Here is a 22461-nt window from a genome sequence, read left to right on the forward strand (position 1 = left end):
AGTCAATCTATTAGTTTGCTTCTCATAAAGATGCCCGGCTCTGTAAGACAAACGTGGTCTTCTGGGTTACGCACAGACTCAGATACCCCACTTTGTGGGTTATCAAACTGTAGGTGATAAAACAGATACTCTTCTTTAACCGAACCGCCAGTCTTTACAGTCTCTCCGAATTTCACCCGTGTACCATCTAAGATAAGAGCTTGCTCATTCTGTAGCAAAGAGACCTTGTAAGTAGGATCAAACAGAGGGGTTAAAAGACGGGTCTTATTATTATAAATCTGCTCAAATTTCAAGCAATTGTCTTGCACCACATAGCGACCTGTAACTACGGGATATATGCGCTGCATCAAAAGTGTGGGGGTAAAATAATAAAGTAATAAAGGGGAGGAAGCAGTAGCGGGCAGGGGGTTAGTATTGTCTTTATTAATAATTGTTTTTTCTACAGCGCTTGTATCGGAGTCAACTACAGGTTTAGTACTATTAGTGACTGCTGTAGTTTGACAGCTCATAACCAGTGACGACAATGCTACTCCGATAACGGCTTTGCTCAGTGAGACTTTCATAATCAATCCTTTGCATTTATGCGCTATTCATTAATCCCAGCTTCATTAATTGGGTTCATTAAATTTAATCTATTTTTTATTATAGGACAAAGGTTATCATAAAAACGCCTCATCTAAGTGAGGCGCTTAGCTATCGGGGTGGATAAGGCGATGTTATAAGTTACATACCACTTATAAAAACCGCTGTTATTCGTCCGAGGGATCATAAGTGGGCGGCTCAGCAGGACGCAATTGTGCGGCATCTTCTGCTGTCACCTTTACGTCAAAGCCATTTAAATCTTGGGCAATATATTGAGTGACCGCGGCCATCTGCTCATCGTTTAACATACCACGGAATGAGGGCATACCTCTAAATCCATTAATCAAGATATCTAGCACATAGTACTTAGACTGCATCTTACTGTTGTTGGCCAATGGTGGATAGTAGCCGGCACCATAGGCGCCTTCACCTTTGTGCATATGACAGGCAGCACAAGAGTCGTGATACAGCTTTTTACCATCTGTAGTGGTATAAGCATGCTCAAAGCCAAACTTTTCATTCCACTTTGTTAAACTGGGGTCTTTATCAAAAGGCGGCACAGCATCCACATCTACGATATGACGCTTAGATTCGTTCAGCTCAGCTTCGCTCATATATACGCCGCCCCAAGCCCCGTCATTGCGGCTAGCATAAGGGTCAACTTCAGGGGATACTGCAGTTTGGCTAAAGGTATCCGTGGTCTGAGCTAAGGTAGTAGCCTTTTTATCAGTTTGTGACGAGCAGCCTGTTAATGCTGCTAAGGCTGAGGTCATAATCAGCAAGCCCAAGTTAGGCAATGAGGGATAAGTTAGGTGTTTCATATTAGAGAGCCTCTTTATTGTGTAAGCCATGACGAATAAGAACAGCCATGGGTTAGACTGCTTTGGCACGTTGGTGTAAGCGATTGGCGGAATCGAGACCCGATAAAATGGCACCTTCTTGCCAAGCAGGAATGTGCGAGCAGTGCTCTCCGGCCAATACGATACGATTATCAATGCTACACAGCGTTTTATAATGCTGATTACGCGTCTCTTTGGTCCAAATACCGTAGCAGCCTAAGGTCCAAGGCATACGGTGCCAGACCATAGAGGTTCCTGAGCGAAACTCTTTTAGATACTGAGGGTGAATATGTTTACCGTAAGCTAACGCTGCTTCAATACGCTCTTGGGGCGCTAAAGAGTTGAACTTATAAGAAGTGGGGCCATAGCCGTAGCCGCCTAGCAATACGCCACTGCCTGATTTGAACATATCTTGTGACGGATAAGAGATTTGTTTAATTGGCATATCGGTATAAGTTACGCCGCCATAAATCCATTCGTCCTCTTCCCAGAAGCGGCGCTTAAATTCCAGACCTACTTTAAATGAGGTCTCATAAGGGACAGCTGCTATGGCATCGCGCATCGGCTTTGAGACATTAATAGGCAACTGGCTCAATATCGATAAGGGGATAGTACAAACACACCAGTCAGCCCGTGCTGTTTTAACCGGACCGTCCTCATTATTGCTATCGACATAAGACACGGTAACGCCAGAATCATCTTGGCGAATCTCGGTGACTTTGGCATTAAGCGTGATCATATCTTGGCATTCACGGGTGAAAGCATCGCCAATTTTTCCCATACCGCCTACCGGTTGGAACATGGTAGGGCTGTGCATATAATTGGTGTGATTGGCATAAATATCGCCCCAGACCCCAGATTGCAAAATATCGTCCAAAGGTAGCGGGGTAGAGGCCTGTTCATTGGGCATTAAGCCGCCGCCCGGATAAACCGAAAAACCACGCTGTTTGCTAGTCTCAAGGCTCTTTTTATACCTATAGTCTTTATCGAGTGCCCCCCAACCCTTTAAGGCCTCTAAGAGCTTTTCTTTATCCTCTGTAGTCACTTGGCGATCTAGGCTACCGACATTGACCGCTTTTGATAATAGCTCAGAGACATGGCCTTGAATATCGTGTTGGATATCACCAAGTCGCTGCGGTACCCCATTAAAATGTTGGGTACGATGTAAGTAGGCGCGGCTGTTTTGTTGAATAAATGGCTGCATCTCAACCCCAAACTTTTTGCAGTAATGAAACACTGCATAGTGGTGGCTCGGTAAGCGCCAAGGACCTGGGTTAAAGTAGTTGCCCTCTTCAAAGTCACAAGTGATTTCCTCACCGCCAAGCTCGGTATACCTGTCGCCGCCCTTTAAGGTAATACTGCGGCCGCCACCTCGATTTTGATACTCTAAAACAGTGACTTTATAGCCCGCTTTTCTGAGCTCATAAGCGGCGGTCAAGCCGGCAAGTCCTGCCCCTAAGACTATAATGCTGGCGCCTGCTGGAGCACCACTTAGTTCAAGCTCTTTTTTAAAACTAGATTCAGAAGCAAAGCCTAAGGTGGTCATGGCTTGATACATGGCCGCACCGCCAGCTGTTTTACCTATCATGGTGAGCAGCTGCCGGCGTGTGGGCGATTTTAGATTGTCTAGCATGGTCTTATCCTTATTACTTTTGGCCGTGATGGTTTTGCTCAAACGATTTTGGCCATTTATATTTGTTTTTATTAAATACGCTTTGGTTAGCTTTTATTGAGTTTCAAGCACGACGGCGGAACAGCGAGCGAATCAATAAAGCCAAGACAATCAGACCCGCAATAATGCCTAAGCTGGCTAGCCAACCGGCGTTTTTAATCAAAAAAGGGGCACTGTCACCTCGTTTTAGCTGTCCGTTAATGTCATCAGCCGATACTTTACTGTTTGATAAACCACCAAAAGTAGTACGAACGTAATTGACCACTTGCGCCATCTCTTCTGCGCTCAGCTCGTCTTTAAAGCCTGGCATTCTAGGGCGGGTATTGGGCACTTGTTGAATGCCATGGGCGACCACACTGATGACAGGCGCAGGATTGTCTCGTCTGAGACTTGAGATACCAACAATAGGCGCATAACCAGCATCAGGCTGACCATAACCGTTGACCCCGTGGCAACTTGCACATTGATTAAGATACAAAGATTCACTTGGCGATTTGGCTTGGGCCTTGGCTTGCTTCAGATAATCCATCTGTGCCAATAGGTCAAAAGTCATATTGGGACTATGTTCACTCGGTAAGGCTGCAGTATTAACTGGCTGTATAGTGTCTTCGGTGGTAATGGCAGGCACCACTTTTAGATAGCTGGCGATGGCATTTAAATCCTTGTCGCTAAGATAGCGGGTGCTGTTATATACCACCTCATTCATAGGACCTGAAGCCACCGCTTTTTGATGAATTTTACCTTGACGCAAATAAGTGACAATTTCTGCCTCACTCCAGCTGCCGATACCACTGCTGGCATCAGGCGTGATATTGGGTGCATACCAATTGCCTAACATAGAGCCACTCAGGTATTTGTTCATGTCATAACCTAAGGTGGCATTGCGCGGCGTATGACAAGTACCGCAGTGGGCTAGGTTATCAACCAAATATTGACCATATTTTTGGGTATCATTTAAGCCATCACGGGCTTGCCATTTGGGCATATTGACTATATTCCAACCCAGCATCACGGTACGAATGTTAAAGGGGAAGGGCAGTTGAGTCTTATGTTCTGGTGCTTCATCTACCGCAGGCACCGTCTGGAAGTAGGCAAATAAGGCCGAGATATCCTCATCGGTCATGGCGTTATAATCAGGATAGGGCATGGCCGGATATAGGTGATGAGTAGGTGATTTACCTTTGGTTAGGGCTTTTTTGAAGTCTTGTTCGGTGTAGTTGCCGATACCATATTTTATCGAGGGGGTAATGTTGGTGGCATAAATGGTGCCCATAGGCGCCTCTACTGCTACGCCGCCTGAATAGTCCTCTTTATGACAGCCCATACAGTCCGCTTGACGTGCCACATAAGCGCCGCGATTGACCAACTCACTTTGACTGGCATTGTGAGAGGGCATCATTTCAGGAGCAGCATGGGCAAAGCTTATAGGTAGGCTGAGCGAGGTGCCCAATAATGTGGCCAATACCATAGGGTGGGCCGGAGACAGCACGGTACTACGGCGTAAGCTGCCGATAACAGAGCTTATAGCTAAGCTAGTAAATAGGGGGCAATAGGCTTCATAACTTCCTCATTGGGCTAGCAAATAGTGCTGGCTTAAGGGGTGGATAAGAGTAACAACATACAAGTAAGGGTTAATTTAGATCAAAACCAAGGAATAGACCCTTCCCTTAATATCAGTAACCAGGAAAGGTTGGCAGCAAGCCAATTAAAAGAAGATTTTTGAATTGAACAAAGCGGTTAGGGAAGGGTGGTACGCTACAGCACTATAAAATCAGCATACATAATGCTTGTTATTAATCCTTTATCGCCCGTGTCATCCTTGTTTTTAAGCTAATTTGAGAAAAGCTTAAGGGTCATCTAGTTATGACCTTACTGAAATTTAACAGGTTTGTAAATACATGACAAATTAGGTTAACAATTCCTAAACGAAGTTGCTTTAGAGGATATACACTAAGGGGTCGATATCAGATGATTTAGTTTATCACTCTCTTAAAATGGCCCTGATAAATCTAGAGTAAAAGCACTAGCTTGTTTAAATAAAAAGCAGCACTTTAGCGGAGGCCAAAGTGCTGCTCATAAGTCATACAAATCGGATATCAAAATAGTCCGGTAATATGGCCCTGTTCGTCGACATCAATGCGTTCGGCAGATGGTATTTTAGGCAATCCTGGCATTTTCATGATGGGACCACATATCACCACAATAAACCCTGCACCATTAGAGATACTGATGTCTCGCACATGAATGTTGAATCCTGTCGGTCTGCCCAAAAGTGAGGCATCATCACTAAGTGAATATTGAGTTTTTGCAATACAAATAGGCATTTTGTCTAATTGTAACGTTTCCAAACGCTTGATTTTCGATTTGGCCGTGGCGCTAATATCAATGTCATTGGCACCATATACCCGCTGGGCAATGGTACGAATTTTATGTTCAATAAGCATGTCTGTGTCGTAAGCAAACTTAAATTCGCTCTCGCGCTGATCGCAGTCTTCGACTAACTGAATCAACAGTTTGGCAAGGGCTTCGCCACCCGCACCACCTTTCTCCCATACTTGAGTTAACGCCACGTCTACTTTTAAGCGCTTGCAGGCTTTGCGTACCATTTCAATTTCGGCATCGGTATCACTTTCAAATTGGTTGATGGCCACCACCACAGGTAGACCAAATACCTCTTTTAAGTTTTCGATATGCTTGGTTAAGTTGGGTAAACCTTGCTCTAGGGCCGTCAAATCTTCCTCTTTAAGTGTATCCTTGGCAGCGCCTCCGTTGTATTTTAAAGCGCGAATAGTAGCCACAACGACTGCAGCATTGGGGGTCAGTCCTGACAGACGACATTTAATATCACAGAATTTCTCTGCTCCCAAATCTGCCCCAAAGCCGGCCTCAGTCAAGGTATAATCAGCCAAGTGCATGGCAGTACGTGTCGCAATCACTGAGTTACAGCCATGAGCGATATTGGCGAATGGACCGCCATGTAAAATGGCAGGTGTGCCTTCAATCGTCTGTACCAGATTGGGTTTGATGGCTTCTTTTAATAAAGCCGCCATGGCGCCATGAGCCTTTAAATCTTTGGCATAAACGGGTTTCTTATCTTTGGTATAGGCGACCAAAATGTCCCCCAAACGCTGTTTAAGGTCAGCCAAGTCTTTGGCCAAACAAAAGACCGCCATTACCTCCGAAGCCACAGTAATGTCAAAACCATCTTCGCGCATCACACCATCAGCCGAACGGCCCATACCACTAACGATGTTACGCAATTGACGGTCGTTCATGTCTACTGCGCGGCGCCACAATACTTGTTTTGGGTCGATGTTAAGCTCATTACCCTGGTAAATGTGATTGTCTAGCATGGCAGCCAATAAGTTATTGGCGGCACTAATGGCATGCAAATCACCGGTAAAGTGTAGGTTAATGTCCTCCATCGGCAATACTTGAGCATAGCCGCCACCGGCAGCCCCGCCTTTAATCCCAAACACAGGGCCAATAGACGGTTCGCGCAGTGCCACAATGGTTCGCTTGCCATCATTGTTCTGCTGATGGACTCGGTTTAGTGCATCGGCTAGACCAATAGTCACTGTGGTTTTCCCCTCACCTGCTGGGGTGGGGTTAATGGCAGTCACCAGTATCAATTTGCTGTTCTGTGATTTCGCTGGTTTTTCAAACACGTCATTGGGATTGATCTTTGCTTTGTAGTGGCCGTAAGGTTCAATCTTATCGGCCGACAAGCCTATCTTCTCTGCAATTTCGATAATGGGTCTTAGGGTCGCTTTTTGGGCAATCTCAATGTCGCTAGCTACGGTCATACTTAGGCCTCAATTAAAGAATCATATAGGAAACAATTAAAAGGTTTAATTCAATTACTCTGTCTTACCATGCGGACGCAACCATTTAGCAAACCAGTTAGAGATGTCATCCATAAACGTATAAACCATCGGAATAACAATCAAACTTAAGAAGGTTGAAGTCACTAGACCACCCAAGACAGCGGCCGCCATTGGACGCCGGAAAGTAGAGTCTACATCGCCCAAGCCAAATATCAGCGGTAGCATACCGGCACCCATAGCAATAGTGGTCATAATAATAGGTCTAGCCCGTTTACGACAAGCATCTAGTAAGGCATCAAAGCGGCTTAATCCATGCTCACGTTCGGCCAAAATAGCGTAATCCACCAATAAAATAGAGTTTTTGGTAGCGATACCCATTAGCATGATAAAACCAATCATCGATGGCATGGATAAACTACTATTGGTAAGTACTAAGCCTACGAAGGCACCGCCAATAGACAAAGGTAATGCCATAAGAATAGTGAAGGGTTGAAGCACCTTACCGAAAAGTAAAACGAGCACTCCAAAGATACAGATAATACCTACACTCATGGCAATCACAAAGCCACCAAACAGTTCTGACATACTCTCAGCCTGACCTTGGTCAATGATTGAAATACCATCTGGAATATTCTGTTCTTGTAATGATGGTAAGCTTTTAACCGCTTTCACCAAGCCACCTAATTCACCACTCGCGACTTGAACTGTAATGGTAATCGCACGCTCACGGTCAAAACGTAAAATTTCAGAAGGACCGGTACCAAAAGACAGATCTGCCACTTCACTTACCCGTGCCCCTTCACTGCCTGAACTGGGCACAAATAAGTCGCCTAATTGACTGACATTGTTTTTGGCTTCTTCAGGTAAACGTACCACGATAGGGACCTGACGCGTGTCTAAATTCAGCTTCGACAAACGCTGTTCATAATCCCCTAGGGTGGCCACTCGTAATGTATCGGCAACCCCTTGAGTGGTGGCACCTTGGTCCGCCATGGCGATACGATTAGGTATAATAGATAGCTCTTGACGGGGTAAGCTGCGGTCACTGGTGACACTGCCTGCTTCAGGAATAGAGCGAATTTCGGTCATTACCTGTTGTGCCATTTGCTCTAATATCTCTGGATTAGTACTGGTCAGCGCAAAACTATAACCAGCTTCACCGCCACTAGACAAACCAATATCAAAGCGAGCACTGGGTACACTGGCCAAAGCGTCAGTAATTTGGCGCTCAATTTCAAGCTTAGTAGGACGGGTCCCACGAGGCTCGAGCACAATATCAACACTGGCAGCATTTGAAACACTGCCCGAACTTGAGCTAGAATCTAAGCTGGCTTGTTGCGGGTCGCCTACCACGCTTAAGACACTTTGTACCCCAGGTATTTGCGACACACGAGCTTCAACCATTTTAGTAATGCGGCTAGTGTCTTCTAAGCTGGCGTCTGGAGTTAACTCGATACCAACGCGGGTTTGATCAATGTCATTTTCAGGAATAAAGGTTGTCGGTAAAAGTTTCACCAACGTCAATGAGGCAAAAAACAGCAGTAAGGTAGTGCCTAAAGTGAGCCAGCGATGACGTAGTGTCCAGCCGACAGTCTTTAAGTAACCTTGCATTATACGTCCGCTTTTTTCGACATGATTTTTCTCAGGACGTAATACGTAGGCGGCCATCATAGGCGTGACTAAGCGAGCCACCATCAGTGAGGCAAAGATAGAAATAGCAGCTGTCCAACCAAATTGACGGAAAAACTGACCCACGATACCATTCATAAAAGCAGTGGGTAAAAACACAGCGATTAAGGTAAAAGTAGTGGCCACAACCGCTAAGCCAATTTCATCAGCCGCTTCCATTGCTGCTTGATAAGGTGTTTTACCCATTCGCAAGTGACGTATGATGTTTTCTACTTCAACGATGGCATCATCAACCAGTACCCCTACGACCAGCGATAAAGCCAGTAAACTAATGATGTTTAAACTAAAATCAAATAAGTACATACCTAAGAAAGTAGGGATAACTGACAAGGGTAGGGCAACCGCAGCGACAATAGTGGCACGCACGTTGCGTAAGAATAAGAACACGACTACCACTGCTAATAAGCCGCCTTCAATTAGCATTCGTAATGAGGCTTTATAATCTTCTTCAACCGGTGTTGCCCGGTCGAATACTTTAGAGATGGTATAATTGGGCATCTCTTTTTGTAATTCAGCCAATTCGGCATCGACCAACTTTACAATCTCAACTTCACTGGCACCACGAGAACGAGTGACGTTGAAAGCCACTACGGTTTGTCCATCAAGTTTGGTAATGGAGCTAGGATCAGCAGTACCATCGGTGATGGTAGCCAAATCACCTAAACGCTGATTTCCGCCTGTGGGTAGGGCAATCTGTAAGTCATTAAGTTCACGTGCATTACTGACCGCACCCAATACACGAATGTTTTGTTTGCTACTGCCGACTTCAGACTCACCGCCTGAGCTGTCTTGTTGAATACCAGTAATCTGTTCTGAAAGCTGAGTAATCGGTAATCTAAGCGCGTTGAGACTAAGCGGATCTACCTCAACACTAATCTCGCGCTCAAGGCCACCGACACGGCTGACGTTGCTAACCCCTTTGATGTCAGACAAGCGCTTATTAATGGTGTCATCCACAAACCAAGATAAATCCTCTGGACTGACATTATCTGCTGTCACGGTGTAGGTCACCGCTGGCAGACCTGCTGTGGTCACTTTAGTTACGATAGGGTCATTGGCCGCAGCCGGTAAATCTCCTTGGACTTCACCGACAGCTGAGCGCACATCGTCTACTGCTTCTTGAATGTCTTTTTCTAATACGAATTCAGTGCTTACGGTAGCCACCCCTGTCTGTAGGGTGGTACGCATGTGTTTGACCCCTTCGATACTGGAAATTTTATTTTCGATCTTTTTGGCCACATCATTTTCAAGCTGGCTGGGTGCTGCACCGGGTAAGGTAACAGTGACCACTACTGCAGGAAGATCGATATCAGGAAACTGTTGCACTTTCATTTGCATAAAGCCGTAAATGCCACCGAGTATCAGTAGTATGAATAGCAGTATGGCAACTAAGGGGTTTCGAATGGAATAGGCAGAGACGTTAAGGCTCATAGGGGGCTTCCTGCTTGGAGAAATAAGTCAAAATGAAAGACATAGCGTGGAACAAGAGGAGGCGCGGTGACTGAGTCTTAAACAACTTAAAGGCACAATCACCGTCCTAGGCTTTGCGGTAATAAGGCGTTACTTAGTGGGTTTAGCGGGTTCAGGCTTGGCTAAAGTCACAATATCGCCATCACTCAAGAAGCTGCCTCCTTGACGTACGATATTACCTTCTCCTTCAAGTGGCTCAAGTAATACTACGCGATCGCCTTGGCGCTCACCCAATTTAACTTTGACTCGGCTGACTCGATATATGGTGTCACGATTTTCATCTTTAATCGCTTTAACTTGCATCACATAATCATAGCCATCTTGGGTCACCACAGCACTCACAGGTATAGTAGGTTTAGCATCCGCACCCAACTTGAAGGTACCGCGCTGATACATACCCGCTCGCGCATTAGGATGTCTAGCAAGTGAGGCATAAATTGTAATCTGGCGACTGCCGTCTTCTGCTGTCGGTGAGATACGACTTACTTTGCCCATTACGCTTTTGTTATTGGGTAGGCTGACTTCAACCGGTGTGCCGACGTTAATTTGACCCACTTTATTGGGATCAACCTGCGCTTGCCATTCAAGTTTCCCTTCTTCGATAATGGTAAACAGAGGTTCAGGACCAGGCACACTTCCGACATTCGCTGTTTTTTCACTAATAACACCGCTCACAGGTGCCGTTACTTTAGCATTTTGCATATTAAGATTTTGATTGTTCAAACGGGCTCTTGAGGCAGCTACTGACGCAGAAGCCTGATTGGCAGTAGCCACATAACGATCGGCTTCTTGTTGACTAATCGCATTGATTTTAAGCAAAGGCAACACTCGTTCTGCATCACGTTTGGCCAAGTCATAACTAGACTCCGCTTCTGCGAGTTCAGCTCTTGCTTGAATCAACTGCTGTTGCATCGCATCCGTATCGAAGATAGCAAGGACCTGACCTCTTTTTACTTGATCGCCCTCTTTTACCAATACTCTATCGATAGCTACGCCATTGACCTTACCACTAACCGAAGAGGTGGTCTCTGGACTAATGGTACCGTCAGCGGTTAAGTCCTTAGTAACACTAGATTGAGTTGAGGTCACCGTTTCTACGGTAAGTACCGGCTTTTGATTCACTTCTTTTTCAATTTCAGTGACTCCAGTGGCGGTGCCTACCTGAGGTGACACAGATCTTTCTGTGTTAAGTGCGTCATCTCCTGGCTGCTTTTCTCCCCACATACGGCCTGCGAATAAGCCAATGACTAAGGTCACCAGTAGTAGCGGTAACAACCACAACCAATTCGGCTTAGACTTTACCTCGTCTGCAATATAAGGAGTATAGGACTCATCCGTCGTTGAGGGAGTGGAGGTCTCAATCGGCGTTTTTTGATTAGGATCAGAATTACTTGTCATATCGGTCTCACAAACACATTGGTTTGGATAAATAAAAAATAATTTAAATTATACGTTAAATATAGCGCCTATGTTTAGGGACATATCGTACTAAATTGTTTAGCAGGACTATCAACACAGTTTTGATTCAAAGAGCTTTATTGGCTTATGAGTAAAATACAATGTTTATATTTTTGAATGAATAGAGAGCGGTCTATGCCGCTTATTAAATTTTTATCAAGTCACTCATTAATCTTAAGCCATTCGTACTTACTAATTATTTGAACGTTATTAATTAAGTGATTAACGATGTTATTAAAAATTAAGTTGTGAAGACTTCTTTACCGTTAATAATGACACTAATAAATAACAATTGCGCAAATAAAGTGCTCAGTTGCATACAACTTCATAAGAAAAAACTAACAAAGCCGGTATAAAAATAATTTGTATGCTCTCTATACTATAAAAGGTTAAAACTAATATAAAAGGTTATAACTGGAATGTCTTCTATAAAATATGGATTACTGGTTTTAGAGTTTAGCCAATTTTCTAACAAATTCTTAGGTAATTTGCACTAGGGAAGTTTGAACTAGAGAAATTTGAACGAGATAGTAGAAGATAGCCGTTAAAACTTAAGAAGACAATAGTAGAGGCTTATATTTGATGACCTGGTTTGATGATATTTATAGTCCCTAATTTATCTAAATATAATTCATAGATACATCATATTGTTTGATTGAGTCGGGTTTCAAATACAACAATTAAATATTTATTGTTCAAAAACAGTCATTTGAAGGTTGGGATTAGTTCTAGTTAAAGAGAAATAGGGTCTCTATTTGACTTTATTAAACTTGATTTAGCGTTGAGCCTAACCGTTATCGGCTACTTTTGTGGTATAGATATTTTTTCATATAAATATATTGCCTCTTATCATAGGTTAATTTTTGGAGAACAATTATGAAAACTAAAAATACTCAAGATGTTTCAAAACGCACAACCAATGGTTTACAGCAGCCAGTAGAACAAGATAATCAAGTAGAACAAGACAATAATCAGGGTGAACAAGATATGGCCCAGGGACAAGAACCTGCTCAGGCTCAATCAGCGGTTAATTCAGCACCTAGATTAGCGGGTGAAGCGGGTGGTAATGTTGACGCTACCCCAATTACCCTACAACAAAAGATCAAAGACAAGCGTGGTGAATTACAAGCCACACAGCCTGGTCAAGTAGAAGTACAAGAAAGTCGCCATATTAGAGCGCAATAGTAAATAGCAGAGGACAAAGGGCCTTATTGTGAACAACCTTAAGTGATGGTGTATTAATCATACAAGGTTAGAAAATAAAAGTTAAAAAGAAGAGAGGGCGGTTAGCCCTCTTTTTTATACTTTTCTGTTTTTTCTATATCATAGGTTTAACGGATCATAGATTTAAAGGAATAAGTCCAACGGGCTTTTTATAACTCTTAGCTTATTTTTTTGGCTAACATTTTTTTCCAACTGCTCTCCAAACACTCAATATCTAGCCAACGCTCTATGATTACCTTATCAATTGCTTTCTTATCATTAGCGATCGCCCATAATTTCTCAAGGGTGGCAAATGGGTAGGGACGTTCAATCAAATATACGGGTAACTCATGGTCCATGATGCCATCTTTAACGACTTGAAAATACCAACCAGAGATACCTTGACTGGTAATCCAAGAAGCAATATTTCTTTTGCTGGCTGCCATTCCGATTTGGTCATTAATTTTGTAACACGGTCTTCTCGGCTGTACCACACGTAGCTGAACACAATCATCGCCATCACCGTATTGATACACGTCGCCGATACAGACATTGGCTTCGGTCATATCGTCTTCCCCAGAGACAGGGACGGTGGTCAAATTCTCACCCAATAGGCCAATACTTAACTTTAATTGGAACTCTTGATTGAGCCTATCATAGGTGGCAGGACTCATTTGATGAACGGCCTTTAGATGGCCACCATGATGACGTCTGTCAGCTTGCTCATCAGTGACTAAGCCCAAATAATTCACTGCAACAGGCTGTTTAATAGGCGCTTTATTAATGGCACTAAGTTGCTCTCGAGTGAATGGCAGTGCCTTGCCAGTGCGTACCGATTTTAGGGTGGCAATGTGATAGGGCAGCGTTTGAGGATTAGTGTGAGACTGGGTCATGACAAAGCTCGTTAAGGTGATGATTTATTTACTATATCAAAATGCGCCGTAGTTTTTTAACTGTTTAAAGTAAAAAGCCAAATTAAAGTAAAGCGTTAGAATCAAAACGCAGACATAAAAAAACGCACCTATGTCCTAGATGCGTTTTGTATATTTCAGTATCAATAGCTTAACTTAGAAGCGGTAACCCACACCTAGATAAGTGATGTAAGGGTCGATATCGATATTAGATTTGGCTTCAATTAGCTGATCCCCTGCTTTATTTTTGACAGTAATAGTGGTATCGCTGTCTAATTTTGCATAGCTGATTGAACCCACAGCGAACCAGTTTTCATCAAAGTCATAAGTAGCACCGACGTTAAGAATAGGGGCCCAAGCACTGTCTGCCTCAACTTTAACACGCATATCTGCAACCCCTGCATCTATGTTGTCACGCACAGCTTCTTTTGAGCCAAGTGCAGCACCTGCCTTACCATCTTGGATAAGCTGTAATCGACCAGCGGCAATCTGCAAATCTCTACCGATACCTGGGTTTAACTCAATATCATCAAAATAAGCGTACATCACACCCGCCCCTATATAAGGACGGAATTTATTCACACCCTGTTTACCAAATTGATACTGGACTAAAGCAGCAGGCAACCAAGCACGAGCACTAGAAGCGACCCCGCCACCTTGAGTCATATCCGTGATTTGAATGTCTTTTTTGATATCGAAGCTACCGGTTAAGCTTTCAGCAGCTGCACCTGGGGTTACCTTGCCAGAAAAAGGAGCAATGACTTCACCTTTGCCTAAAATATCTACTGTGGGCGGAATACCTGCTTTGACTTCTACACCCCAATGGTCATCGACATAGTAGGTCAGTAACATGCCTAAAGTATCAACGGTATCAGATTCTAGGCCGGTACCTGGGGTAGCAAAACTACCCAAACCATTAATTACTGTGTTACCTGATACGTCTCCAAGAGGTAAAGGAAATTTAACGTTTGATAAATCTGTATTGGATGGGAGTATACCTGGCATCTTATCAGTACCAAATACAGGATCAACTTTTGCTAAAACTTCAGCAGACTGATTTCGATCAATAACTTCTTTTACTTCACCAGCAGTGATACTACCATTCTTAGCGTCAGTACCCTCTTTAATAGCAGTATTGTTTCTAACGGGGGTAGCATCGCCCGTAGGCTTAGCATGTAGCCAACCTGCAGAGACAGAAAAGCGTTTAAAGCCATCATCGCTTTTTTTGAAATAATCAAATGCGGCCGTAGCGGATTGACTAAATAACAAAGGGACAGCCATAGCACAGGCAATGGATAGGGTCTTTTTCATGATACATCCTTGTATGAAAGAAAATGATAACAACAGCGATAATCAAACCGATTAACGAGATACTTAGCAGTAAGTATATTTATGACAGGACAATCTATCTTATAATGGAGGTTGAGAGTAGAGGTTTTGAGAAAAATGCCGTAAAAGTAATCAAACCAAAACGTCTAACATCCTTGTAGACTTCCTACACCTTAATAGATTAAAACATTTTTGTTATAGCAAAGTGTTAACTTATTAATAAATGTTTCAATAACAACTTCATTCTAGAAAACTTAGGCAGGATAGTCAATTGCCATGATTAAAATAAATGACATAACTGCTTATAAAACCAAAGGTTTATAGTCTTCATTGAAATAGAACTGCCAATTTACTTATTATAAAGAAGCGAAGAGTTACCAACCAAGAAGCAAAAAGTCATTAATAGTTTTATCAATGAACAAGAATTATTAATCGCTAATAGTGTTTAAACTAAAAAATCAAATTAAAGTCAAAATCGACTAATGAAAGGTGAAATGCATGAGTGATAATTTAACTATGGTGTCAGAACCGACTTTTAAAAAAGATTATAGCGATGCCATTGAGCAGTTAAAACAATTATTTGGCGAACAGCTGAGCGTCAATTTGACCACACGTCAACAGCATGCTCACACCATGACTTGGCTCGAAAATCAACCGCCAGATGCGGTCCTTGTGGCCAAAGACAAGCAGGATGTTGCTAAAGCTGTCGCTCTTTGTCATCAGTACGAAATGCCAGTAATTGCTTTTGGGATTGGCTCTTCATTAGAGGGTCAATTAAATGCCCCATACGGTGGTTTGTGCATCGATATGAGTGAAATGAACGAAGTATTACAAGTCAACAATGAAGACTTAACGGTAACTGTTCAGCCAGGCGTTACCCGCGAGCAGCTTAATCACTATCTACGTGATACGGGATTATTTTTCCCAATTGATCCAGGTGCCAATGCGACCATCGGCGGTATGGTGGCAACTCGTGCTTCAGGCACCAATGCGGTACGTTATGGTACGATGAAGGATGTGGTCTTAGCGTTAGAAGTGGTCACGGCTGACGGCAAAATCATCAAGACCGGCACTCGTGCCAAAAAATCAGCAGCAGGCTATGATCTAACTAGATTGATGATAGGCTCAGAGGGTACTTTAGGGATTGTGACCGAGATTACCTTAAAACTGTTCGGCATTACAGAGTGTATCGGTAGTGGTATCTGTCATTTTCCAACAGTGGAAGCGGCCTGCGAAGCAACAATGATGACCATTCAAATGTGTCTGCCTATTGCCCGTATTGAGCTACTAGACACACTACAGGTCAAAGCGTGTAACCGTTATTCCAACTTAACCTTGAAAGAAATGCCGACTTTATTTGTCGAGTTTCATGGCAGTGAAGCAGGGGTACAAGAGCAAGCGCAAATCTTTGCAGAAATTGTAGAAGAGTGTGGCGGTTCAGACTTTGCTTGGGACAGTAATGAGGAAGCACGTAATAAGCTATGGCATGCGCGCCACAATGCTTATCCTGCCAGTTGTGCGCTACGTCCTGAAGCTAAGGCCCTCTCTACTGACGCTTGTGTGCCTATATCCAGACTGGCAGAATGTGTCAGCGAAACCGCAAAAGATATTGAAGCGTCCGGCATGGTAGGACCGATTGTAGGACACGTGGGCGATGGTAATTTCCATGTGCTACTACTGGTTGATACTAACAATCCTGAGGAAGTGCAAACCGCAGAAGCCTTGGTTGGCCGTTTGGCAAAACGAGCCATCGATATGGACGGTACCTGTACTGGCGAACATGGTATTGGTCAGGGCAAACAAAAATATATGCAGCATGAGCATGGTGATGCTGTGCTACTGATGCAAGCTATCAAGCAAGCGTTAGACCCCAAAAATATTTTGAACCCAGGCAAAATTTGGCCGCCAGAAGCAGTGGTCTAAGCCAAATTAGTTGGTTGCTAAAGGTTAAAAAATAAACAAAAAAACAAATCGACAATCGAAGTTCTTATAATCATATTGACACATTGACGTCGTAGCATAGGTCATACCAGTCTCGAATTGGTATGACCTTTATCGTATTCGCAGTATGCAATATAGGATAGCTTCGTGTTACCACTCAGTATTATAGTTATTACTTTAAATGAAGCTGAACGTATCGGCAGCTTACTTGAAGACTTAGCGCAACAGACGCACCAAGACTTTGAGGTTATCGTTGTTGATTCAAATAGCGAGGATGAGACCTGTGCCATCGCCCAAGGTTATGCCAGTCGTTTGCCCCGTCTACATGTTGAACAAATGCTGGCCCGAGGGGTGTGTTCGGGACGCAATACAGGGGCAGGATTGGCTCAGCATCAGCGTCTGCTTTTTTTGGATGCCGATGTGCGTTTGCCGCCTGATTTTCTACAAAAAGCCCTGCAGCATCTCACTATCAAAAATCTTGAAGTAGCAGGGGTTTATCTCTCTCCAAAAGGTCTGCCTAAGCGTTATAGTTTAGGGTACAAACTGTTTAATGTGGGAATAGCCCTTACTCAGTTTATGTTTCCGACCGCCATCGGTGCCTGCTTGTTTTCTACTAAGTCTGTCCATGACGCTATCAACGGTTTTGACAGTAGCATCACGCTGTGCGAAGACTGTGATTATGTCAATCGAGCCAGCCGTCATACCAAGTTTCGGATGTTGCCGATGGGTTTTACCTTTGATCCCAGACGACTAAAACAGGACGGCATATTCAAAACCGGCAGCAAATATCTTTATGCTAATATTCACCGGCTATTTAAAGGTGAAATACGCAATCAAAAAATCCGTTATGATTTTGGTCACTATAAACCTAAATAGGCGGTCACTATGAATAGGCTGCCCCTATATCTAAACAGCTGCCAGCTTTTGCTGGTATATGTCCGCATCAGACGCTGAAAAACAGCAAAAGATAACCTCTTTAATGACACTTTCAATCATACTGCCTGACAAAGTTGCCTGCTTAACTCTATCAATCACACTGTGAATAGCAATGTCAGTGGCATCCGCAATAGGATAGCCATATACGCCAGTACTTATGGCAGGAAAGGCAATACTGGTAATATTATTCTGCTGTGCTAAGTCAATGCAGTTACGATAGCAGTTGGCCAGTAACTCAGCCTCGCCTCTACTTCCTCCGTGCCACACTGGACCGACAGTATGGATAACATATTTTGCGGGTAGCTTAAAGCCAGGGCTTATCTTAGCTTCTCCAGTTGGGCAGCCTTGCAGGGTACGACAGTAGGCCACCAACTCTCGTCCTGCAGCGCGGTGAATGGCCCCATCTACTCCGCCGCCGCCCAACAAGGTTGAGTTAGCCGCATTGACGATGGCATCGACCTGTAAGGTTGTGATGTCAGCTTGGATTACTTTTATAGTGAAAAGACATTCATCATCTTGATTATCTGTAATATTTATCTTCTTTTGACACAAAATAGGCGGGGTGCTCATGATTGACTCCTTAGCAACGGTGTTTGTACCTTATCGATTATAACTGACGACCTATCTATTAAATTTCTAGCTTTTAAGTGTTAAGCACCTAATTATTAGAGGTAAAAAGTTATTAAAGCTGTAAAGCTAATAGAACTATAAAATTGTCAGAACTATAAAATTATCAAAACTTTAAAGTTATTAAAGCTGTAAATTCTAAAAACCGCTAGAATAACCCCGTATCAAACCGTCCTTTATTTGTAAACTGTCTATATAATTGTCTGTTGATAGCTGTTCTTAGACGGTTAGCTATGGAGGGCTGCCTTCTGCCTGTATACCTTGTTTCCCTAGGAATGTCGTTATGACTTCATCAGTTTCTAATTCTGTCTTACCTCCGCCTGTGATTAATTTTTTTAATAAATACTTTATTGATGCCTTTACTGGCATGGCCTTAGGGCTGTTCGTCACTTTAATTGCGGGATTAATATTCTCTCAAGTGGGCTTAGCACTCGACATGCCACTATTGATGGACTTGGGTAAGTTGGCTTCTCTGTTAATGGGGGCGGGTATTGGTGTCGGTATCGCTTATTATCTTAAAGCGCCAACTTTAGTGGTCTTTGCCTGTTTGGTAGCTGGGATGATGGGAGCCCATTCTGAAGCTTTAATGGCCGGCAATTTGTTCACAGCACAAACTAGGGCACCAGCGACCTTTTTGGCCATACCTGGTAACCCTATTGGGGCTTATTTGGCCACCGTTTTTGCCTATCGTGCAGGCAGCTGGATTCAAGGCAAAACCAAGCTCGATATTATCTTAGTACCTTGGGCAGTAGGTTTGGTGGCATTGGCAGTCTGCGCTTGGCTCAATCCACCGGTGGTTAGTTTGGTCAATAGTATTGGGGTAGGTATTGAAAGTGCCACCCATTTACAGCCGTTTATGATGGGTGTGGTTATTTCTGTGGTGGTTGGCTTGTTATTGACTATGCCCACCTCAAGTGCGGCCATCTGTATTGCCATTGGTTTGGATGGCTTAGCTGGCGGTGCAGCAGTGGTCGGCTGCGCGGCACATATGATTGGCTTTGCCGTAGCCAGTTATAAAGACAATGGTGTGAGCGGGTTAGTTGCTCAAGGTCTGGGCACCAGTATGCTGCAGATTCCCAATATATTTAAAAAGCCAATTATTTTATTGCCGGTAGTGATTGCCAGTGCAATCGTCGGTCCTATCGCCACAGTTGGCTTTGGCTTAATGAGCACGGCCAGTGGGGCAGGTATGGGGACGGCAGGTTTTGTGGGTGTGTTTGGGGTGTTAGAGGCTTCAGCAGGCGTACTAAGCTCTAGCCAGATTTGGTTAGCCATTGCACTATTAATGTTTATATTACCTGCACTGATTGCAGGTTTAGTAGCTTGGCTGATGCGACGTGCTGGCTGGATTGAAGCGGGCGATATGAAATTGCCTTAAAGCTTCTGTTTTAATACTAAAAGCGTGTGATAGTCATAATATGAGTGGCAATGAAAACGCTGACAGTCTTAGGCAAAACTTGTTACCATGCCTTTATTAACTTTTATTCTTTTATCTCATTTCGTTCTTTTATTTTAATGTTAGATTTTCTGATTTAGGTGATTTTATTATGGCAAAAAATGCCCTTCAGGCTCAATTGCTAAAAGCAGGATTGGTTGACAGCAAAAAAGCCAAAAAACTAACCAAACAAGCCCAACATGCCAAACGTACCGGTAATGCGGCAGATGCTGAAATTAAGCAATCAGTCGCACAGGCCCAAGCTGAGAAGTTGGAAAGAGACCAAAAGCTGAATCAACAAAAACAACAGGCCTTAGAGGAGAAGACTTTAAAGGCCAATATCGTACAAATGATTCAACAGCACCAGATTACTGAGACCAGCGGCGATATCGAATATCGCTTTGTTGATGATTCTAAAATTAAAAAATTAAATATTACCCAGAAGCTATTTGATCAAATAGTAGCCGGTCACGTTAGTATCGCACGACTAGAGGAAGGCTATGCGTTATTGCCTCGTCCATTAGCAGATCGTATTAATCAGAAAATGGAAGGTTTTATCGTCGAGTCTAATGACAAGGCAGCGGATGGGTCGGCTGAAGATGATCCGTACGCTGCTTACGTTATTCCTGATGACTTAATGTGGTAGTACTAGGTTGTCTGTGCGGCAATAAATAACAAAGCACGTAACTATCGCTGTATAAAACCTTGGTGCATAACGTTTATGTATAGCGATAAAAAAGAGGCTCATTAGATGAGCCTCTTTTTTAGGTTTAAGTTTTCGCTTTTTCCTAAACCAATCCTAGCAATCCTAGCGCTGATGTGTCTCCGCTAGATTTATTAAGTTACCCGCATAGTTCATGATGTGGAATATCTCGTTTTGCTCACTGGTGCTCGATACCAAGCTTGCCCCAGGACCGCGAGCATAGATACTCACATCTTCAGCAGCGTGAGTTTCTGATTTCAAAGGTACTAAAGCTTCTTGATGGTATCCAGGTGCTAAGGTATTCACTTTCGTTAAGTCATGATTGTCACGACCGCTCACCGCCTCTTCATCATAGACGGCATCGGCATCAGTCTCACTATTTAAGTTGTGAAAACCAAGACCGTTGGCATAGCTTAGCGTGGTATAAGGCTTTTTGTCTGTGGCGAGATCCAAGTCAGACTTAGGTTCGCCATGTTCATCATTACCCTTCACTTTACCTAATATTGGGTTACCACGAGTAGGATAACCTGCTAAGCTAAGGACATGACTGTGGTCAGCGGTCACAATGATTAAGGTATCTTGTGGTGAAGTCTTACGCATCGCCGCGTCTACTGCTTTTGAGAACTCAACAGTATCTGTTAAGGCGTTATAAGCGCTACCGGCATGATGACCATGATCAATACGGCCCGATTCAACCAACATAAAGTAGCCGTCCTTATCTTGACTCAATAAGTCAATGGCTTTAACCGTCATCTGGGTTAAAGAGGGCTCGCCTGATTTATCATTCTTGCGATCCGCTTCGTACTGCATGTGTGAGGAGTTGAATAAGCCCAATACTTTTTTAGAATTTGCTGGTATTGCATTAAATTGGGCTTGATTCTGTACCACAATACCGCCTGTGCTTTGCTGCCATACTTGAGTCAAATCTTTTTTGTCTAGGCGTTTGCCAGACTTGCCTTCTAGGTCAGTCGTGGTCTTAGCGATAAAGTGACGGCGACCGCCTCCAAATGCCACATCTACATAAGGCGACTCAACGAATTGAGTGGCAATGTCTTTACAACCATAACGTTTGGCTTCATCAGTAAGTTTGTCATCGCTTTCCCAGTTACGCTCAGAAGTTTTGGCATAGGCCGCAGCAGGGGTAGCGTGAGTAAGACGAGCAGTGGTCACAATACCAGTTGCTTTACCCGCCATAGAAGCAAGCTCAAGCGCAGTGACTAGTTTGGCATTTTTCTCACCTTTGTCACCGGCACAGGTGGCACGATTGGCACGGTCTGTTACCCCCAGTACCCCAGCTTTGGTCTTAACGCCGGTTAGTATCGCGGTGGCGGTACCTGCAGAATCTGGAGTCTGCTGATTGGTGTTGTAGGTTTTGATAAAGCCCGCATATGGCATTTTTTCAAAAGAAAGTAAATTTTCTTCTCCTGAGTGTCCTTTATTCTGTCCATCTAAAATACGAGCGGCCGTTACCGTTGATACGCCCATACCATCGCCAATAAATAGAATAATGTTTTTAGCTTGACCCTGCTCATGAGCAGCTTGTTGGCGAGCATCTGCTATCATTTTTTTAACTTCTGCTTCGTTTTGTGCCACTTTTAGTGCCCCAGCATTAAACCAAGCTTTGCTTTCCGCATTAAGGGGTGCCTCTATTGTGGTAGCTGATGTTGTTGGCGTGTCAGTAGCCATAGTGCTACAACCTGTCAGAGTGGCTAACATTAAGGTAACGCTTATGGTTAGTAACGTTTTAGCAGACATGTTTTTATTATTTAGCTTTGTGCGATGCAACATAAGATTTCTCCGGTCGGTGTGCGACTTAATATTTTTATTTAGTTATTTTTT

At 43.6% G+C, this 22461-nt stretch carries 16 protein-coding genes; 5 read left to right on the forward strand and 11 right to left on the reverse strand.

From position 1 onward, the window contains the following. Window positions 1-2 precede the first annotated feature (2 nt). The 7 genes from LK453_RS04400 to LK453_RS04430 form a co-directional block, all read right to left on the reverse strand. Window positions 3-563 carry a hypothetical protein gene (locus tag LK453_RS04400; RefSeq protein ID WP_201537342.1) on the reverse strand — a complete coding sequence of 187 codons (561 nt, stop codon included), beginning with the start codon at window positions 561-563 and terminating at the stop codon, window positions 3-5. A 186-nt stretch (window positions 564-749) separates the two neighbouring features. Then, window positions 750-1403: a c-type cytochrome gene (locus LK453_RS04405; RefSeq protein ID WP_201537339.1), complete on the reverse strand. Its 654-nt coding sequence runs from the start codon at window positions 1401-1403 to the stop codon at window positions 750-752. A 52-nt stretch (window positions 1404-1455) separates the two neighbouring features. Next, complete coding sequence (locus LK453_RS04410; RefSeq protein WP_201537376.1) at window positions 1456-3054, reverse strand: flavin monoamine oxidase family protein; 1599 nt, start codon at window positions 3052-3054, stop codon at window positions 1456-1458. Between the two features lie 103 nt (window positions 3055-3157). Beyond that, window positions 3158-4582, reverse strand: coding sequence for a cytochrome c (locus LK453_RS04415; protein WP_227674327.1), 1425 nt, complete (start codon window positions 4580-4582; stop codon window positions 3158-3160). Between the two features lie 607 nt (window positions 4583-5189). Continuing rightward, the gene (locus LK453_RS04420; RefSeq protein WP_007394808.1) at window positions 5190-6899 is read right to left on the reverse strand and encodes a formate--tetrahydrofolate ligase; all 1710 of its coding nucleotides are present in this window, start codon (window positions 6897-6899) and stop codon (window positions 5190-5192) included. A gap of 54 nt (window positions 6900-6953) precedes the next feature. Further along, window positions 6954-10040 (reverse strand): efflux RND transporter permease subunit, encoded by a 3087-nt coding sequence (locus tag LK453_RS04425; RefSeq protein ID WP_201537336.1) that lies wholly within the window; start codon window positions 10038-10040, stop codon window positions 6954-6956. A 129-nt stretch (window positions 10041-10169) separates the two neighbouring features. Continuing rightward, complete coding sequence (locus tag LK453_RS04430) at window positions 10170-11477, reverse strand: efflux RND transporter periplasmic adaptor subunit (RefSeq protein ID WP_201537333.1); 1308 nt, start codon at window positions 11475-11477, stop codon at window positions 10170-10172. A 936-nt stretch (window positions 11478-12413) separates the two neighbouring features. On the opposite strand from LK453_RS04430, the gene LK453_RS04435 reads away from it, so the two are divergent. Then, window positions 12414-12722 (forward strand): hypothetical protein, encoded by a 309-nt coding sequence (locus LK453_RS04435; RefSeq protein ID WP_201536193.1) that lies wholly within the window; start codon window positions 12414-12416, stop codon window positions 12720-12722. A gap of 197 nt (window positions 12723-12919) precedes the next feature. Here LK453_RS04435 and LK453_RS04440 read toward each other — a convergent pair whose 3' ends face one another. Both LK453_RS04440 and LK453_RS04445 read right to left on the reverse strand, forming a co-directional pair. Further along, window positions 12920-13633, reverse strand: a complete 714-nt coding sequence (locus LK453_RS04440) for an MOSC domain-containing protein (protein WP_007394813.1) — start codon at window positions 13631-13633, stop codon at window positions 12920-12922. Window positions 13634-13807: 174 nt separating this feature from the next. Next, complete coding sequence (locus LK453_RS04445; protein WP_007394814.1) at window positions 13808-14962, reverse strand: OmpW/AlkL family protein; 1155 nt, start codon at window positions 14960-14962, stop codon at window positions 13808-13810. 516 nt (window positions 14963-15478) lie between these two features. On the opposite strand from LK453_RS04445, the gene LK453_RS04450 reads away from it, so the two are divergent. Together LK453_RS04450 and LK453_RS04455 are read left to right on the forward strand one after the other, a co-directional pair. After that, a complete protein-coding gene (locus tag LK453_RS04450; protein ID WP_007394816.1) occupies window positions 15479-16903 on the forward strand; it encodes an FAD-binding oxidoreductase in 1425 nt (474 codons plus the stop codon). A 165-nt stretch (window positions 16904-17068) separates the two neighbouring features. Beyond that, window positions 17069-17797, forward strand: coding sequence for a glycosyltransferase (locus LK453_RS04455; protein ID WP_201536190.1), 729 nt, complete (start codon window positions 17069-17071; stop codon window positions 17795-17797). 30 nt (window positions 17798-17827) lie between these two features. On the opposite strand, the gene LK453_RS04460 is transcribed toward LK453_RS04455, so the two are convergent. Continuing rightward, complete coding sequence (locus LK453_RS04460; protein WP_007394818.1) at window positions 17828-18427, reverse strand: O-acetyl-ADP-ribose deacetylase; 600 nt, start codon at window positions 18425-18427, stop codon at window positions 17828-17830. A gap of 340 nt (window positions 18428-18767) precedes the next feature. Here LK453_RS04460 and LK453_RS04465 point away from each other — a divergent pair, with 340 nt between their 5' ends. Both LK453_RS04465 and LK453_RS04470 read left to right on the forward strand, forming a co-directional pair. Beyond that, entirely contained in the window at window positions 18768-19862 is a 1095-nt protein-coding gene (locus tag LK453_RS04465; protein ID WP_007394819.1) for a PTS transporter subunit IIC, read from the forward strand. A 169-nt stretch (window positions 19863-20031) separates the two neighbouring features. Next, window positions 20032-20565 (forward strand): DUF2058 domain-containing protein, encoded by a 534-nt coding sequence (locus LK453_RS04470; RefSeq protein ID WP_007394820.1) that lies wholly within the window; start codon window positions 20032-20034, stop codon window positions 20563-20565. A gap of 162 nt (window positions 20566-20727) precedes the next feature. Here the strand turns inward: LK453_RS04470 and LK453_RS04475 are convergent, their stop codons facing one another. Next, the gene (locus LK453_RS04475) at window positions 20728-22410 is read right to left on the reverse strand and encodes an alkaline phosphatase (RefSeq protein ID WP_201536187.1); all 1683 of its coding nucleotides are present in this window, start codon (window positions 22408-22410) and stop codon (window positions 20728-20730) included. Between the last annotated feature and the right edge of the window lie 51 nt (window positions 22411-22461).

The organism is Psychrobacter sanguinis (assembly GCF_020736705.1).
In the GTDB taxonomy this organism is placed as follows: domain Bacteria; phylum Pseudomonadota; class Gammaproteobacteria; order Pseudomonadales; family Moraxellaceae; genus Psychrobacter; species Psychrobacter sanguinis.